Source organism: Azospirillum sp. OGB3, from assembly GCF_014192915.1.
Lineage (GTDB): Bacteria > Pseudomonadota > Alphaproteobacteria > Azospirillales > Azospirillaceae > Azospirillum.
Map to the genome: position 1 here is coordinate 405,877 of NZ_JACHYN010000002.1, position 17,362 is coordinate 423,238.

Here is a 17,362-nt window from a genome sequence, read left to right on the forward strand (position 1 = left end):
CATCCGCGCCATCGACCTGTATGAACGCCCCGTCCGCTTCGTGAAGCCCTTCCGCTTCGGCAGCGTGACGGTGGAGGCGGCTCCCCAGGCCTTCGTCCGCGCTTTGGTCCATGTGGACGGCGTCGGCGAGGCGTGGGGCGGCACCGCCGAGATGATGATGCCGAAGTGGTTCGACAAACGCCCGGACCGCAGCCCGGACGAGACGGTGGACGGCCTGCGCCGCTCCCTGCGCCTCGCCCGCGACGCCTACCGGACGGACCGCGCCGACACCGCCTTCGGGCACCACGCGGCGGCCTACGAGACGCAACGGGCGGCCTGCCGGGCCGCCGGGCTGCCCGACCTGACCGCCGCCTACGGGCCGGCGCTGATCGACAAGGCGGTGCTGGACGGGCTGCTGCGCGTTCTGGATACGGATTTCTTCACCGGCATGCGGATGAACCGCGCCGGGATCGATGCGCGGCTGACGCCGGACTTGGCGGGCTTCGACCTGGACGGCTTCCTCGCCGGGCTGGAGCCGCGACCGTCCGTGGCGCTCCGCCACACGGTCGGGCTGCTCGACGAGCCGGAGGCCCTGCGCGCCCTGCTGGCGCGGGAGCGGCTGGGCCGCTTCAAGATCAAGCTGGGCGGCGATCCATCCGCCGACCTTGCGCGCCTGGCGGCGATCGCCGGCGTGCTGGACGCGGCGGCGGGCGACTACCGCGCCACGCTGGACGGCAACGAACAATACGCGGACGCCGCGGCCCTCGCCGCCTTCGTGGATGGGCTGGAGCGCGACCCGGCGCTGGCCGGCTTCCGCGGACGCCTGCTCTACATCGAACAGCCGGTGGCGCGGGAGCGCGCGCTGGAGGCGCCGCTGGGCGCCGTGGCGGAACGCATCCCCTTCATCATCGACGAGTCCGACGACGGCTACGACGCCTTCCCGCGCGCCCGCGCCGCCGGCTACCGCGGCGTGTCGTCCAAGTCCTGCAAGGGGCTCTACAAGGCCGTCCTCAACCGGGCGCGCTGCGCCGCCTGGGGGGCGCCGCACTTCATCGCGGCGGAGGACCTGACCTGTCAGGCCGGGCTGGCGGTGCAGCAGGACACGGCGCTGGTCGCGCTGCTCGGCATCGCCGACGCGGAGCGCAACGGGCACCAGTACGGAAACGGCTTCGACGGAGCGCCGGAGGCCGACGCCTTCCTCGACGCGCATCCCGGCTTCTACACCCGGCGGGACGGCGTCGTCCGCCTCGCCACGGCGGGCGGCAGCCTGCCGACCGAAACCCTGGCCGTCCCCGGCTTCGCCAGCGCGGCGCAGCCCCGGTGGGACCGCCTGTCCCCTCTGCAGAACGAATAATCCCCTAGGGAGTTCCCGACATGAGCACGAAGCGCCTTGGTATCATCATGCATGGCGTGACCGGCCGCATGGGCATGAACCAGCACCTGATCCGGTCGATCCTCGCCATCCGGGCGCAAGGCGGCGTCACGCTGTCCGACGGGTCCCGCGTCATGCCGGACCCCATCCTGGTCGGGCGCAACGCCGAGAAGATCCGCGAACTGGCCCAGCGCCACGGGGTGGAGCGCTGGACCGACAATCTGGACGCGGCCCTGGCCAACCCCGACGACACGATCTTCTTCGACGCCGGCACCACCCAGATGCGCCCAACGCTGCTGGAGGCGGCGATCCGCGCCGGCAAGCACGTCTATTGCGAGAAGCCCATCGCCACCAACCTGGAGGAGGCGCTGCGCGTCGTCCGGCTGGCCGAGGAGGCCGGGGTGAAGAACGGCACCGTGCAGGACAAGCTGTTCCTGCCCGGCCTGCAGAAGCTGAAGATGCTGCGCGACAGCGGCTTCTTCGGGAAGATCCTCTCGGTGCGCGGCGAGTTCGGCTATTGGGTGTTCGAGGGTGACTGGCAGCCGGCGCAGCGCCCCTCCTGGAACTACCGGGAGGAGGACGGCGGCGGCATCATCCTCGACATGGTCTGCCACTGGCGCTACGTGCTCGACAACCTGTTCGGGCAGGTGAAGAGCGTCTCCTGCCTGGGCGCCATCCACATCCCGGAACGCTGGGACGAGCAGGGCAAGCGCTATCAGGCCACCGCCGACGACGCGGCCTACGCCACCTTCGAGCTGGAGGGCGGAGTCATCGCCCACATCAACTCCTCCTGGGCGACGCGGGTGTACCGCGATGATCTGGTGACCTTCCAGGTGGACGGCACCCACGGCTCGGCCGTCGCGGGCTTGAGCGACTGCGTGATCCAGCCGCGGCAGGGCACGCCGCGCCCGGTGTGGAACCCGGACCAGAAGCAGACCATGGACTTCTACGCGACGTGGCAGCCGGTGCCCGACAACCAGCCGACCGACAACGGCTTCAAGACGCAGTGGGAGTCCTTCATCCGCCACGTCGTCGAGGACGCCCCCTTCAACCACGGGCTGATCGAGGGCGCCAAGGGCGTGCAGCTCGTCGAGGCCGCGCTGAAGAGCTGGAAGGAGCGCCGCTGGGTCGACGTTCCCTCGCTGACCGCCTGACCGGAGGGCCTTGTCCATGGCACTGACCATCAAGCTGCCGCGCGCCGACCGGTCGCTGGAAAGCTACGAGGTCGCTCCGGCGCGGGGCTTCCCCGCCCGCACCGACCGGCCCTTGAACCGCGTGGCCTACGCCGCCGCCCACATGGTGGCCGACCCGCTGGCCGACAACGACCCCTGGCTGACCCCGGCCATCGACTGGGACCGCACCATCGCCTTCCGCGAGCATCTGTGGGACCTCGGCTTCGGCGTGGCTGAGGCGATGGACACCGCGCAGCGCGGCATGGGGCTGGACTGGAACGCCTCGCTGGAGCTGATCCGGCGCTCCCTGACCGCGGCGAAGGCGCGCGGCAACGCGCTGATCGCCTGCGGGGCTGGCACCGACCATCTGGCGCCGGAGGACGCCCGCTCCCTCGACGACGTGATCCGCGCCTACGAGACGCAGGTCGCCGCGGTCGAGGACCTTGGCGGGCGGGTGATCCTGATGGCGTCGCGCGCGCTCGCCCGCGTCGCCAAGGGACCGGACGACTACGTCCGCGTCTACAGCCGCATCCTGTCCCAGGTGCGCCAGCCGGTGATCATCCACTGGCTGGGCGACATGTTCGACCCGGCGCTGGCCGGCTATTGGGGGACCAACGACTTCCCGGTGGCGCTGGACACCGCGGTCGGCATCATCAACGACTTCGCGGCCAAGGTCGACGGGGTGAAGATCTCCCTGCTCGACAAGGACAAGGAGATCGTCATGCGCCGCCGTCTGGCCCCCGGCGTGCGCATGTACACCGGCGACGACTTCAACTACGCGGAGCTGATCGCCGGCGATGCGGAGGGTCATTCCGACGCTCTGCTGGGCATCTTCGACGCCATCGCCCCGGCGGCGGCGGCGGCCTTGGCCGAGCTGGCGGCGGGCGAGGAGGGGCGCTTCCACGAGATTTTGGAGCCGACCGTCCCGCTATCCCGCCACATCTTCAAGGCGCCGACCCGCTTCTACAAGACCGGGGTTGTCTTCATGGCCTACCTGAACGGCCACCAGGACCATTTCACGATGATCGGCGGGCAGGAGGGCACGCGCTCTACCCAGCACTTGGCCGAGATTTTCCGGCTGGCCGACAAGGCCGGGCTGCTGCGCGACCCGGAAGAGGCGGTGTGGCGCATGGCCGACGTCCTGGCCGTCCGCGGCATCGAAGCGGTGTGAGGTGAGGGTAACTCCCTCTCCCGCCCCGGGAGAGGGAAGGGGCCCGCGCCATGCGCGGGAAGGGTGAGGGTGCTGCCAAGGATCAGTGCGTCGATCCTCGCACGACCCTCACCCGCCCGCTTCGCGGGCACCCTCTCCCGGGGCGGGAGAGGGGATTTCGCAATGAGGACCACGATCATGCGCGACTTCTCCGGCGATCATCGCTGGCTGTCGATCAACACGGCCACGGTGCGCAAGCAGGGCGACCTGCTGCAAATCTTCGACGCCTGCGCCCGCCAGGGCATCCGCGCCGTCTCGCCCTGGCGGGATCAGGTGGCCGCCGTGGGGCTGGACCACGCCGTGCGGGCCGTGAAGGAGCTGGGGCTGGAACTGTCCGGCTATTGCCGTGGCGGCATGTTTCCCGCCGATCCCGACCGCCGGGCCGAGGTGCGCGACGACAACCGCCGCGCGGTGGACGAGGCGGTGGCGCTGGGCGCCCCCTGCCTCGTGCTGGTGGTCGGCGGACTGCCGCAATTCTCCCGCCCCGGCTCCCCGCCGTCCAAGGACATCGCGCTCGCCCGCGCCCAGGTGGAGGACGGCATCGCCGAGCTGCTGGAGCACGCCCGCGCCGCCGGGATGCCGCTCGCCATCGAGCCGCTGCACCCCATGTACGCCGCCGACCGCGCCTGCGTGAACACGATGCGCCACGCGCTCGACCTTTGCGACCGGCTGGACCCGCAGGGAACCGGCGCGCTGGGTGTTGCGTTGGACGTCTACCATGTCTGGTGGGACCCGGACCTGGAGGCGCAGATCCGCCGGGCGGGCCGGAATCGCCTGTGTGCCTTCCATGTGTGCGATTGGCTGGTGCCGACCGCCGATCTGCTGGAGGACCGCGGCATGATGGGCGACGGAATGATTGACATACAAATGATCCGTGGCTGGGTGGAAGCCGTTGGATTCCAAGGCTATTCCGAGGTCGAAATCTTCTCGCGCCGCTGGTGGGCACGACCTTTGGATGAGGTGCTGGCGGTCTGTGTCGAACGGCATCGGTCTTCGGTGTGACCGACTGCCTAAAAATCAGCCATTTCGGCGGAAATGAGTAAAATTCGATCATAAAAAAGCGGGCATGCATAATTCGTAAGCGAATACTGGGCTGCAAATCGCTGCGGATTCCTTGAACGGCCCTCCTGCCGACCTGTCGTGGCATCACATTTGCGAAGGACACCCCCGGGCGCCTGAGGCGGGCGCCAGACCAAAGAACGGGGGGTATTCACAATGTTGAAGACGGGGTTCCAGTCGGGCTTCAAGACCGGTCGCACCCTTGCGGCGGCCGCGGGTCTTGCCGTCACGTTCGCCGCGGGCTTCGCCGCCCCGGCGTCGGCCCAGGACACCATCAAGGTCGGCATCCTCCATTCCCTGTCGGGCACCATGGCGATCAGCGAGACCACGCTGAAGGACGTCATGCTGATGCTCATCGAAGAGCAGAACAAGAAGGGCGGCGTTCTCGGCAAGAAGCTGGAGCCGGTCGTCGTCGATCCCGCCTCCAACTGGCCCCTGTTCGCCGAGAAGGCGCGCGAGCTGGTCAGCAAGGACAAGGTGGCCGCGGTGTTCGGCTGCTGGACCTCGGTCAGCCGCAAGTCCGTCCTGCCGGTGTTCGAGGAGCTGAACAGCATCCTGTTCTACCCGGTGCAGTATGAGGGCGAGGAGTCCTCGCGCAACGTCTTCTACACCGGCGCCGCCCCGAACCAGCAAGCGATCCCCGCCGTCGACTATCTGGCGGAGAAGGAAGGCGTGCAGCGCTGGGTGCTGGCCGGCACCGACTACGTCTACCCGCGCACGACCAACAAGATCCTGGAGACCTACCTGAAGTCCAAGGGCGTGAAGTCCGAGGACATCATGATCAACTACACCCCGTTCGGCCATGCCGACTGGCAGAACATCGTCGCCGACATCAAAAAGTTCGGCTCGGCCGGCAAGAAGACCGCCGTCGTCTCGACCATCAACGGCGACGCCAACGTCCCCTTCTACAAGGAGCTGGGCAACCAGGGCGTCAAGGCGCAGGACATCCCAGTGGTCGCCTTCTCCGTGGGTGAGGAGGAACTGGCCGGCATCGACACCAAGCCGCTGGTCGGCCATCTCGCCGCCTGGAACTACTTCATGTCGGTGGACACGCCGGAGAACAGCGACTTCATCAAGAAGTGGCAGGCCTACACCAAGAACGACAAGCGCGTCACCAACGACCCGATGGAGGCCCACTACATCGGCTTCAACATGTGGGTGAAGGCGGTCGAGAAGGCCGGCACCACCGACAGCAACGCGGTGATCGACAGCCTCGTCGGCGTCGCCGTTCCGAACCTGACCGGTGGCTATTCGGCCATGTTGCCGAACCACCACATCACCAAGCCGGTGCTGATCGGCGAGGTGCAGGAGAATGGCCAGTTCGAGACCGTCTCCAAGACGCCGGGCCTCGTGGCCGGCGACGAGTGGTCGGACTTCCTGCCGGACAGCAAGGACCTGATTTCCGATTGGCGCGCCCCGATGTCCTGCGGCAACTTCAACGTGAAGACCGGCAAGTGCGGCGGCAAGGGGTCGTGAGGACCGTTTGAACGCCTTTCGGTAACTGTCTGCTTGATGCCCCCTCCCTAACCCTCCCCCGCTTTGCAGGGGAGGGGATCATCCTCCCTCCCCTGCGAAGCGGGGGAGGGAAGGGGCCCGCGAAGCGGGAAGGGTGGGGGCAACGCCCTTATCCAAAAAACGACTTCCGACACATCACAGGAACCGCGATGCACCGCGCATTCTGCTGGCTGCTGGCCGCGTTTCTGGCGCTGGCCGCTCCTGCCTCCTTCGCCGCCGATCTGGCCCCGCTGGTCCGCGGCCTGGGCGCCGGCAGCTACGCCGAAACCGAAAAGGCCATCGCCGGGTTGGCCGAGACGGGCGATCCCGCCGTCGTGCCGGTGATCGAGGCCCTTCAGGCCGGCGACCTGCACGTCCGCAAGGCGGACGGCGCCGTGGTCGTCGCCAAGCGCGCCGGCAACGGCTACGCCCTGACCGACCCGCTGACCGGCGCCGCGCTGGGCGAGGCGGACCGCAACGCGGTCGAGAAGATCCGAATCAACAACGCCCTGCGTCGCACGATCAGCGCGACGCTCGGCGCGCTCACCCTGATGAGCCCCGACGCCAACACGCGCCGGCAGGCCGCCGAGGCGGTGTTCAAGAGCCGCGACGCCAACGCGCTGGACGCGCTCAACACGGCGCTGGCCAAGGAAACCGACGCGCGTGTCCGCCGCGCGATGACCCAGGCGCGGGCCTCCGTCCTGCTGGCCGGAGACGCGCCCGACGCCGACAAGATCGCCGCCGTCGAAGTGCTTCAGGAGCGCGGCGACCAGGACGCGCGGGCCCTGCTGAACGGTGCCGCCAACACGGGAAGCGACGCGGTGAAGGACGCCGCGAAGAAGGCCATCGCGTCCGTCGAGCAGCGGCTGGCCCTGTGGGGGGCGGCGCAGAATTTGTGGTACGGCCTGTCGCTCGGCTCGGTGCTGCTGCTGGCGGCGATCGGGCTGGCCGTCACCTTCGGCGTCATGGGCGTTATCAACATGGCGCATGGCGAGATGGTGATGATCGGCGCCTACGCCACCTTCCTGGTGCAGGAGGCCTTCCGCCAGTGGGCGCCGGGCCTGTTCGACTTCTCCATCCTGGTGGCTTTGCCCGTCGCCTTCCTCGTCTCCGGCGCGGTCGGCGTCGCCATCGAGCGCAGCGTCATCCGCTGGCTCTACGGGCGTCCGCTGGAAACGCTGCTGGCGACCTGGGGCCTGTCGCTGGCGCTCCAGCAGGCGGTGCGCTCCATCTTCGGGCCGACGAACCGCGAGGTCGGCGCCCCGTCCTGGATGTCCGGCGCCTTCGAGCTGGGCGGGCTGACCATCACCTACGGGCGGCTGTGGATCGTCGTCTTCGCCTTCCTCGTCTTCGGCGCGCTGCTGGTGGCGCTGCGCAAGACGTGGTTCGGGCTGAGCATCCGCGCCGTCACCCAGAACCGCAGCATGGCCAACGCCATGGGCATCCGCACCGCGCGGGTGGACGCGCTGACCTTCGGGCTCGGCTCCGGCATCGCCGGTCTGGCCGGGGTGGCGCTGAGCCAGATCGACAACGTCAGCCCCAACCTTGGTCAGGGCTACATCATCGACAGCTTCATGGTCGTGGTGTTCGGCGGCGTCGGCAACCTGTGGGGCACGCTGGTCGGCGCGCTGGCGCTCGGCGGCGTCAACAAGTTCCTGGAGCCCTACGCGGGCGCGGTGCTGGGCAAGATCCTGGTGCTGATCTTCATCATCCTGTTCATCCAACGGCGTCCGCGCGGCCTGTTCGCGCTGAAGGGCCGGGCGGTGGAGGCCTGATCCGATGCTGACCCGTTTCTTCCTGATGGGCCTCGACAAGAAGGCCGGCGTTCTGCTGACCGTCCTGGCGGTGCTGGCCGTGGCGGTGCCGGTCATGGCGCTGGGCACGGCGCCGGACTCGCCCTGGCACCTGTCCACACACACGGTGGCGCTCCTCGGCAAATATCTGTGCTTCGCGCTGCTGGCGCTGTCGCTCGACCTCGTCTGGGGCTTCGTCGGCATCCTGTCGCTGGGCCACGCCGCCTTCTTCACGCTCGGCGGCTACGCCATGGGCATGTACCTGATGCGGCAGATCGGCTCGCGCGGGATGTACGGCAACGCCGACCTGCCGGACTTCATGGTCTTCCTGAACTGGACGGAGCTGCCCTGGTACTGGCACGGGTTCGACCAGTTCTGGTTCGCCGCGATCATGGTGATGCTGGTGCCGGGCCTGCTCGCCTTCGCCTTCGGCTGGTTCGCCTTCCGCTCGCGCGTCACCGGCGTCTACCTGTCGATCATCACGCAGGCGCTGACCTTCGCGCTGATGCTGGCCTTCTTCCGCAACGATATGGGGTTCGGCGGCAACAACGGCCTGACCGATTTCAAGGAGATCCTGGGCTTCGACATCCAGGCCGCCTCGACCCGCGTCGGGCTGTTCGTGGCGACGGTGGCGGCGCTGGCGGTCGGCTACATCCTGGCTTCGGCCGTGGTGGCGTCCAAGCTCGGCAAGGTGCTGATCGCCGTGCGCGACGCCGAGAGCCGGGTGCGCTTCCTGGGCTACGAGACGGACCGTTACAAGCTGTTCGCCTGGACGCTGTCGGCCTGCATGGCCGGCGTGGCGGGCGCGCTCTACGTGCCGCAGGTGGGCATCATCAACCCGTCGGAATTCTCGCCGGCGAGCAGCATCGAGGCGGTGATCTGGGTCGCCGTCGGCGGGCGCGGCACGCTGGCCGGGCCGGTGCTGGGCGCGGTGCTGGTGAATTTCGGCAAGAGCTACTTCACGGCGGCCCTGCCGGAGCTGTGGCTGTTCGCGCTGGGTGGCCTGTTCGTCCTGGTCACCCTGTTCCTGCCCAAGGGCATCCTGGGTCTGGCGGCGCAGCTCCGCGACCGGCTGCCGGCGCGCGCGACGGTCTCCGCCAAGCCGGCGGACCAGAAGGGAGTCTGAGACGACATGAGCACCGAAGACACCCTGCTGTATCTGGACGGCGTGTCGGTCAGCTTCGACGGGTTCCGGGCGCTGAACAGGCTGTCGCTGGTCATCGAGCCGGGCGAGATGCGGGCGATCATCGGGCCGAACGGCGCCGGCAAGACGACCATGATGGACGTCATCACCGGCAAGACCCGGCCCGACACCGGCACCATCCTGTTCGAAGGCCGCACCGACCTGACCAGCCTGCGCGAGCCGGCCATCGCCAACCTGGGCATCGGCCGCAAGTTCCAGCGCCCCACCGTGTTCGAGATGCACACGGTCTGGGACAATCTGGAACTGTCGCTGAAGGCGCCGCGCCGCCCGCTCAAGACGCTGACCTACTCGGCCACGCGGGAGGATCGGGCGCGGATCGAGGAGATCCTCGACATCACCCGCCTGTCGCCGCGTCGCGACCGCCCGGCGGGCAGCCTGTCGCACGGCGAGAAGCAGTGGCTGGAGATCGGCATGCTGCTGGCCCAGGACCCGAAACTGCTGCTGGTCGACGAGCCGGTGGCCGGCATGACCGACGCCGAGACGGAACAGACCGCCCATCTGCTGAAGGACATCGCCGGCAAGCATTCGGTGATCGTCGTGGAGCACGACATGGTCTTCGTCCGCGAACTGGGCGTGAAGGTCACGGTGCTGCACGAGGGCTCGGTGCTGGCCGAAGGCTCGCTCGACACGGTGAGCGCCAACAAGCAGGTCATCGACGTCTATCTGGGCCGTTGACCGCCAACAATCATCCCTCTCCCGTCCCGGGAGAGGGTGCCCGCGCAGCGGGCGGGTGAGGGTCGTGCAAGGATCAAGGCACCGTTTCTTGCCGACACCCTCACCCTCCCATGCTGCGCATGGGGCCCTCCCTCTCCCGGGGCGGGAGAGGGGTTTTGGATCAGAGGAAGTTTCATGCTCGACGTACGGTCGGTCGATCTTCATTACGGTGCGGCACAGGCGCTGCGCGGCGTGTCGCTGACGGCGGAGGTGGGGAAGGTCACCTGCCTGCTGGGGCGCAACGGCGTCGGCAAGTCCTCGCTGCTGCGCGCCATCGTCGGGCTGAAGCCGGTGACCGGCGGCACCATCGCCTGGGACGGCGGCGACATCACCAAGCTCGCCCCGTCGGAACGGGCGCGGCGCGGCATCGCCTATGTGCCGCAGGGGCGCGAGATCTTCCCGCTGCTGACGGTGCGGGAAAACCTGCTGACCGGCTACGCGCCGCTGAAGCGCGCCGACCGCTCGATCCCCGATGAGGTGTTCGAGCTGTTCCCGGTGCTGAAGTCCATGCTGGACCGCCGCGGCGGCGACCTGTCGGGCGGGCAGCAGCAGCAGCTCGCCATCGGGCGGGCGCTGGTGACGCGGCCCCGGCTGCTGGTGCTGGACGAGCCGACCGAGGGCATCCAGCCCAGCATCATCAAGGACATCGGGCGGGCCATCGCCTACCTGCGCGACAAGGGCACGATGGCGATCCTGCTGGTCGAGCAGTATTTCGAGTTCGCCCGCGATCTGGCCGACGATTGGGCGGTGATGGAACGCGGCGAGGTCATGCTGGCGGGCAGCCGCGACGGGCTGGAGGAGAGCGAGGTCCGGCGGTACCTGACCGTTTGACGCGCCTGCGTCCAGGGCATCCTCGCGATGGCGGAGCCGCGGTTCCGCCATCCTGTGCTTCCCGTGGCGGGAACCGGAAACGCCGCCGTCGCGAGGATGGCACCCCTGCGCTTTGTGGAGCTTGGCGCGGAAGCGCGATGCGCTACCATCGCTGCCAGTCATTCACACCGAAGGCAGTTCCGAATGTCGAGCGTCCTGTCAGCCGATCCCGTTCTCCAACAGGTTGACCGCGGCTTTGAAGACTCCCTGGGCCGCCTCTGCGACCTGCTGCGCATCCCCAGCGTCAGCACCGACCCCGCCTACAAGGGCGACGTGCGCCGCGCCGCCGACTGGCTGGTGCGCGAGCTGAGCGGGCTTGGCTTCGACGCCTCCGTGCGCGAGACGGCCGGCCATCCCGCGGTCGTCGCCCATCATCCGGGGCCTGGCGGTCAGGATGTGCCGCACATCCTCTATTACGGCCATTACGACGTGCAGCCGGCGGAACCGCTGGAGCTGTGGAACAGCCCGCCCTTCGAGCCGGCCATCGTCGAGGCCGAGCATGGCCGCCGCATCGTCGCCCGCGGCGCGGTGGACGACAAGGGTCAGGTGATGACCTTCATCGAGGCGTTCCGCGCCTGGCACGCCGTGCACGGCACCCTGCCGATCCGCGCGACCGTCCTGCTGGAGGGCGAGGAGGAAACCGGCAGCCCGAACCTGCTGCCCTTCCTGAAGGCCAACGCGGAGGAGCTGAAGGCCGACGTCTGCGTGATCACCGACACCAATGCCTGGAACATCGACACCCCGGCCATCACCACCCGGCTGCGCGGCCTGCTCTATGTCGAGGCGACGCTGCATGGGCCGAGCCACGACCTGCATTCCGGCATGTTCGGCGGCGCGGTGCTGAACCCGATCAACGCGCTGACCCGCATCCTCGGCCAGATCCACGACGAGGACGGGCGCGTCCGCTTCCCCGGCTTCTACGACGACGTGGCCGAGCCCACGGACGAGGAGAAGGCGATGTGGCGCGACCTCGGCTTCGACGAGGGGGCCTTCCTGGCCGGCGTCGGGCTGACGGCCCCGGCGGGCGAGGCGGGGCGCAGCGCGCTGGAGCGGCTGTGGTCGCGCCCGACCTGCGACATCAACGGCATCTGGGGCGGCTACACCGGGGAGGGGTCCAAGACGGTCATCGCCTCCAAGGCCTCGGCCAAGCTGTCCTGCCGCCTCGTGCCCGCCCAGGACCCGGAGAAGATCCTGGCCGGGATCAAGAGCTTCCTGGAGGAGCGCACGCCGGCCGACGGGCGGTGGGAGATCAAGGTGTTCGGCAAGTCGCCGGGCGTCCAGGTGCCGACCGACAGCCCCTATCTGCGCGCCGCCATGGCGGGGCTGGGCGACGTCTTCGCCAACAAGCCGGCGCTGGTCGGCAGCGGCGGGTCGATCCCGGTCGGCGGCTACATCCGGCAGGCGCTGGGCTTCGACTCGATCTTCGTCGGCTTCGGGCTGGAGGATGACCGCATCCATTCGCCCAACGAGAAGTTCGAGGTGAAGTGCCTGCACAACGGCATCCGCTCGCACGCGGCCATGCTGGCGCGCTTCGCCGCTCTCTGATCCGTCCCGGTCCGCAATTTTTCGTGGTTCAGCCCGCGGCTGCGCATCACGCGCCCGCGGGCTTTTTTGCGCCTTTGGCACCCCTGGCGATCCGTGGCGCCTCCGGCGAAACAAACGTTTCTCAAATGAGAAACTTTACAAAACCATCGATGTAATAAATAAAAAGAAAAAAAGTTACCAGCTTTCATGATGCTTTAATAGCTAGTTTACTTATGATGTGAGATAACCAGTGAGGTGAGTGCAGTACCGGTTGGCATCGGCGCGCAGTGCAGAATGTTAAAAGGCTCTGTGTTCTAGACTAAAAGGAATCATGAACCCGTTGTCGACATCAAGCGTGTGAGCTTTGCGCTCCTGCGTTGGGGAAACTCTTGCGTAATCTGCAGCCCTGTCGGTATCGCGCGTGTCGTGGTCGGTAGCTCGCTTAGGAATGCGTTGCAGACAATAAAAAGTTGAAGCTCTGCACAAGGTGGCGCGCTGGTTTGCTCGGGAATTCGTGGAGGGAATGTCGCATGTCTGTTCTATCGAACATCACGATAAAAGCGAAGATCGTGTCTTCGTTCTCCGTACTCGTCATGTTCATCATCGCATTGGGTCTTTTCAGCATAGACCGCATTTCGACGGTGAATGACGCGGGGAAGGACATTCGCGACAATTGGCTGCCGAGTGTCGGCGAGATTGCCCGGATGACCGATTACTTCGAGTTCTACCGGATTCTGGAGTCCGCGCACATTCTATCCACCGAGCCTGCCCAGCAGGCCGAGGAGGAGAAGACAATGGCGGCGACCTTGGAGAACTTCCAGGACGCGGTTCGCAAGTATGAATCCATACTGACCCCCGGCTACGAGACCGAAACGTTCCAGAAGCTCATGGGCCATTGGGAGCGTTACCAGGAACTGAGCCAGCGAAAATTGCTTCCGTTGTCCCGGGACAATCGCAACAACGAGGCGACCACACTCTACAAAGGCGAATCACGTGTCGAGTTCCGCAAGGCCCAGGAGCTCATGCGCGACCTCATCCAATTCAACATCCGCAACGGCCGCATCGCCGCCGATCAGGGCGAGGCGACCTACGGGTCGAGCAAGACCCTGCTCATCGTCGCGATTTCCGTCGTGACCCTCCTCGGCGCCGTGATGGGGCTGCTGATCATCGCCGGCGTCTCAAAGCCGATCCAGCAGCTCACCGGGGTGATGAACCGCTTGGCGGGGCGCGAACTGACGGTCGCCGTGGACGGTGCGCAGCGCAAGGACGAGCTGGGCGCCATGGCCCGCGCCGTCCAGGTCTTCAAGGACGGGCTGATCGAGGCGGACCGGCTGGCCGCCGCCCAGGCCGCGGAGCAGGCGTCCAAGCTGCGCCGGTCGGAAGCCGTGGAGCGTCTGGTGAACCGCTTCGGGGACTCCTCCGCGGCCTCCCTGCGCACGGTGGCAGCCGCCGCCTCGGAGTTGGACGCCACCGCCCACAGCATGACTTCCATGGCCGAGCGGACCAACATCCAGGCGACTGCCGTCCAGGCGGCGGCGGAGCAGACCAGCGCCAACGTCCAGACCGTCGCCTCGGCCACCGAGGAGATGGCCAGCTCCATCCGCGAAATCGCGACGCAGGTGTCGCGGTCCTCGGAGATCGCCGGGCAGGCGGTGGAACAGGCGACCCGCACCAACGAGACGGTGCGCGGTCTGGTTGAGGCCGCGCAGAAGATCGGCGAGGTGGTCAGCCTCATCACCAACATCGCCAGCCAGACCAACCTGCTGGCCCTGAACGCGACGATTGAGGCCGCCCGGGCAGGCGAGGCCGGCAAGGGCTTCGCCGTCGTCGCCGGCGAGGTGAAGCATCTGGCCTCCCAGACCGCCAAGGCGACCGACGAGATCGCCGCCCAGATCGCCGCCATCCAGGGCGCGACCGACGGCGCGGTGCGCGACATCTCGGCCATCGGCGGCATCATCGGCCAGATCAACGAGATCTCCACGACCATCGCCGCCGCTATTGAGGAGCAGGGTGCGGCGACCAACGAGATCTCCCGCAACGTCCAGGAGGCCGCGACGGGCACCCACCAGGTCTCCGGCAGCATCACCGAGGTCACGCTGGCCGCAGGCGAGACGGGTGCGGCGGCCGGTCAGGTGATGAGCGCGTCGGGCGAACTGGCCCGCCAGTCGGAAACGCTGCGCAAGGAGATCGAGAGCTTTCTGGCGGAGATCAAGGCCGCCTGAACGGGCCGCGGTTCGGGGGAGCGGTTCGGCAGGATCGGCACGCGAAAACGGCGGACGTCCCCAGGGGCGCCCGCCGTTTCGATTCCTGGCTTTCCGGTCAGTGCGGCTTCAGCGCCTCGACCACCTGCATGTGGCCCTGCAGCGCGCCGAGGGTGAGGGCGGAATTGCCGGCGGTGTCCATACGGAACGGGTTGGCGCCGCGCTCCACCAGCATCCGGGCCACGCGGTCGTGGCCGTTGTTGGCGGCGTACATCAGGGCCGACCAGCCGTGGCTGGCGACCCGGTCCACCGACACGCCGCGGTCGACCAGGATTTTCACGACGCCGTCGTGGCCGCGGGCCGCGGCGGCCATCAGGGCGGTCTTGCCGTCGTCGTTGGTGGCGTCGAGTTCGGCCCCGGCGGCGGCCAGCGCGTGGATCGCCGCCTCGTGACCGCCCCAGGCGGCGTACATGACCGCTGTGGCACCGTCGGCGGTGCGCAGCTCCGTCTTGGCCCGGCGGTCGATCAGCAGCCGCACCGCGTCGGTCAGTCCCTGCTCGGAGGCCAGCATCAGCAGGGTCTTGCCGTTGTCCACCCGCTTGTTCGGATCGGCGCCGCCATCCAGCACGCGCTTCAACTCGTCGGTGCGGCGCATCAGGGCGATGGCGCCGTCGCGGCTGTCCAGGCCAGGCCGGACCTCGGCGGCGGCCGGCGTCGCCGACGGGGTGCCGGGTGCCGCCGAGGCCGTGGGCGTCGCAGGCAGCACGCGTCCTTCGCCGGCGGCCTTGATGCGGTCGCGCAGGTCACCGGTGTTGGGCGCGACGATCAGGGCACGCTCGTAGAAACGCCGCGCCTCGTCCCAATTGCCGTCGCGCTCCGCCAGCGCGGCCCAGCGGCGGTAGGTCTCCTCCATGGTCGTCAGGAGGTCCTGGATCTCCGGAGTCGCCGGGGCGATCTCGCGCAGTCGCGACACCGTCTCGTAGGCGTTGTTGTTCGGCGGCGTGGTCAGGAGCTTGGCGGCGATCTGCCGGCGGGCCTGATCGACCAGGGTGCGGACGCGCGGGTTCAGGCCGTTGTCGCTGGCGGAGAAAGGCGTCGACGCGGTGGGAGCCGCAGGCTGGGGCATCGCCGGGGCGGCCATCTGGGGCGCCGGCTCATCGACCAGTGGCGGCAGGGTGGCGGAGCCGGTCGGGCCTTCGCTCTGCTCCGTGCGGTATTCCGTCGCCCGCGGCTTGGGCGGTTGGGTGGGCGGTTGGGCGTGCTCCGTGGACAGCGGATCTGCGGCCGGCACCGGGGGCTTCGGCAACTGGGTCGCCGGGGCGACGACCGGCTGCTCCGGCTTCGCCAGCGGTGCGGGATCGAGCTTGGCGACGGTCGTCGGCGGAGACACCGTGGGAGTGGCCGCCTGAGCCGGAGGTTGGGCCGGAGATTGGGCGGCCGGCGGGCTCACGGTGCGGGCGGCGGACGGCGGGGCGTCGGATCTGGTCGGCGACGGTCCGGCGACCGGCACACCCGCTTCGGCGGGGAGCGAGGCGAGATAGGGGTTCTGCGGCCGGGTGACCGCGAGCGTGTCGGGACCGCGGCTGCCCAGGCTGGGCTCGTCCGCGAACGGCCCGAACGGGATGTTCACCCGCTCCGCCACGAAGCTGCGGAGGTCCTGCCAGCCCTGCCGGGCGTAATCGAGCGCCCGTTCGGGCGTGGCGCCGGGCACCGTCAGGGCCACGCCGGCCCCGGCGGCGCCGAGCAGGATCAGGGTGGTGATCGCCGCTCCAGCCAGCGCGGCGCGGCGGCGCGGGCGCTTGACGGGCAGATCGGCGACCGGGGCGCCGGCTTCCGGGATCGTCCAGCCGTCCGGAGCGTCCCAGTCGTTGGCCGGCCAGTCGTTGGCGTCGCGCTCCGCCGCTCGGCGCGGCGGCGGCGGCGCGGCGCGCGGCGGCGCGGCCACCGGCCCGGTGGGGGAGCCAGCGGAGGGGATGGCGATGGCGGGGGTGACGGAGGGGCCGGCGCCGGGCGTCATGCGGTAGATCACGCCAAGCTCACGCACCGCCTCGGCAAGCCCGGGGCGGGCCAGCGTGCGTTCCATCTCCGGCGTGCCGCAGAGAAGGACCTGGAGGAAACGCCCGCTCGGCGTCTCGGAGCGGGTGAGGTCGATCAGGTCGGCCAGCGTCGGCGCGGCCAGGACGCCAGCGTTCTCCACCGCCAGCAGCCCGGTGCCGGCGAGGTCCAGCCGCTCCTCCAACTCCCCGATCAGCGTGTCGAAATCGCGGTCGTCGCTGTCGGAGGGCAGGGCGGCGTCACCGGCGGCGGAGACCAGATCCTCGACCTGCGCCCCGGCGCTGGCGGCGACCGGAAGCACCAGCGCCCCGTCGGAGCCGACCTGCTCGACGAGCTGGTGGAAGACCGCGGCCCGTCCGGACCCGGCCTCGCCGACCAGCACCAGCAGCCGCTTGCGCGCCAGCAGGGCCAGCAGGAGGCCGTCGAAGACCTCCGTCTGGTCGGGGCGCAGGCCGGCGGCCTGGGGTTGGGGCTTCGCCTTCGCCGCAGAGCGATTCGAGGATGGCGTGGCTTTCGGAGCGGAACGGTCCATGGGGGCGCGCGCAATCCAATTGATGGGATGTGACACTCCTGACTCTAGTGGTCCGCCGTCGTCCTGCGACGGTGCAAAGGGACGGGACCGCCACCTCTTATGGAGAAGGCGCGCGTCGGGATGGCTGATTCGGGCGGAGCGCTGCGCTATAGGGAGGGACTGCTTTTCCTCCCCCCTCACTGT

General features: G+C 68.8%; 12 protein-coding genes. 11 read left to right on the plus strand and 1 reads right to left on the minus strand.

Annotated elements, in window-relative coordinates:
- Positions 1-40: 40 nt before the first annotated feature.
- From FHW79_RS05735 to FHW79_RS05785, 11 genes are all read left to right on the plus strand, one after another.
- Positions 41-1,333: a hypothetical protein gene (locus FHW79_RS05735; protein ID WP_183178037.1), complete on the plus strand. Its 1,293-nt coding sequence runs from the start codon at positions 41-43 to the stop codon at positions 1,331-1,333.
- 20 nt (positions 1,334-1,353) lie between these two features.
- Positions 1,354-2,505: a Gfo/Idh/MocA family oxidoreductase gene (locus tag FHW79_RS05740; protein ID WP_035675142.1), complete on the plus strand. Its 1,152-nt coding sequence runs from the start codon at positions 1,354-1,356 to the stop codon at positions 2,503-2,505.
- A 16-nt stretch (positions 2,506-2,521) separates the two neighbouring features.
- The gene (locus FHW79_RS05745) at positions 2,522-3,694 is read left to right on the plus strand and encodes a dihydrodipicolinate synthase family protein (RefSeq protein WP_183178038.1); all 1,173 of its coding nucleotides are present in this window, start codon (positions 2,522-2,524) and stop codon (positions 3,692-3,694) included.
- A 162-nt stretch (positions 3,695-3,856) separates the two neighbouring features.
- On the plus strand, positions 3,857-4,735 hold the full coding sequence (locus FHW79_RS05750) for a sugar phosphate isomerase/epimerase family protein (RefSeq protein WP_247884187.1): 879 nt from the start codon (positions 3,857-3,859) through the stop codon (positions 4,733-4,735).
- A gap of 213 nt (positions 4,736-4,948) precedes the next feature.
- Complete coding sequence (urtA, locus tag FHW79_RS05755) at positions 4,949-6,268, plus strand: urea ABC transporter substrate-binding protein (RefSeq protein WP_183178039.1); 1,320 nt, start codon at positions 4,949-4,951, stop codon at positions 6,266-6,268.
- Between the two features lie 188 nt (positions 6,269-6,456).
- Complete coding sequence (urtB, locus tag FHW79_RS05760) at positions 6,457-8,061, plus strand: urea ABC transporter permease subunit UrtB (protein ID WP_183178040.1); 1,605 nt, start codon at positions 6,457-6,459, stop codon at positions 8,059-8,061.
- A gap of 4 nt (positions 8,062-8,065) precedes the next feature.
- Complete coding sequence (gene urtC / locus FHW79_RS05765; RefSeq protein WP_183178041.1) at positions 8,066-9,205, plus strand: urea ABC transporter permease subunit UrtC; 1,140 nt, start codon at positions 8,066-8,068, stop codon at positions 9,203-9,205.
- Positions 9,206-9,211: 6 nt separating this feature from the next.
- Positions 9,212-9,958, plus strand: a complete 747-nt coding sequence (urtD, locus tag FHW79_RS05770) for an urea ABC transporter ATP-binding protein UrtD (RefSeq protein WP_183178042.1) — start codon at positions 9,212-9,214, stop codon at positions 9,956-9,958.
- Between the two features lie 174 nt (positions 9,959-10,132).
- A complete protein-coding gene (urtE, locus tag FHW79_RS05775) occupies positions 10,133-10,828 on the plus strand; it encodes an urea ABC transporter ATP-binding subunit UrtE (protein ID WP_014241091.1) in 696 nt (231 codons plus the stop codon).
- 183 nt (positions 10,829-11,011) lie between these two features.
- Entirely contained in the window at positions 11,012-12,412 is a 1,401-nt protein-coding gene (locus FHW79_RS05780) for a M20/M25/M40 family metallo-hydrolase (RefSeq protein WP_183178043.1), read from the plus strand.
- A 509-nt stretch (positions 12,413-12,921) separates the two neighbouring features.
- On the plus strand, positions 12,922-14,613 hold the full coding sequence (locus FHW79_RS05785) for a methyl-accepting chemotaxis protein (RefSeq protein WP_183178044.1): 1,692 nt from the start codon (positions 12,922-12,924) through the stop codon (positions 14,611-14,613).
- A gap of 97 nt (positions 14,614-14,710) precedes the next feature.
- Here FHW79_RS05785 and FHW79_RS05790 read toward each other — a convergent pair whose 3' ends face one another.
- Positions 14,711-17,179, minus strand: coding sequence for an ankyrin repeat domain-containing protein (locus FHW79_RS05790; protein WP_183178045.1), 2,469 nt, complete (start codon positions 17,177-17,179; stop codon positions 14,711-14,713).
- Between the last annotated feature and the right edge of the window lie 183 nt (positions 17,180-17,362).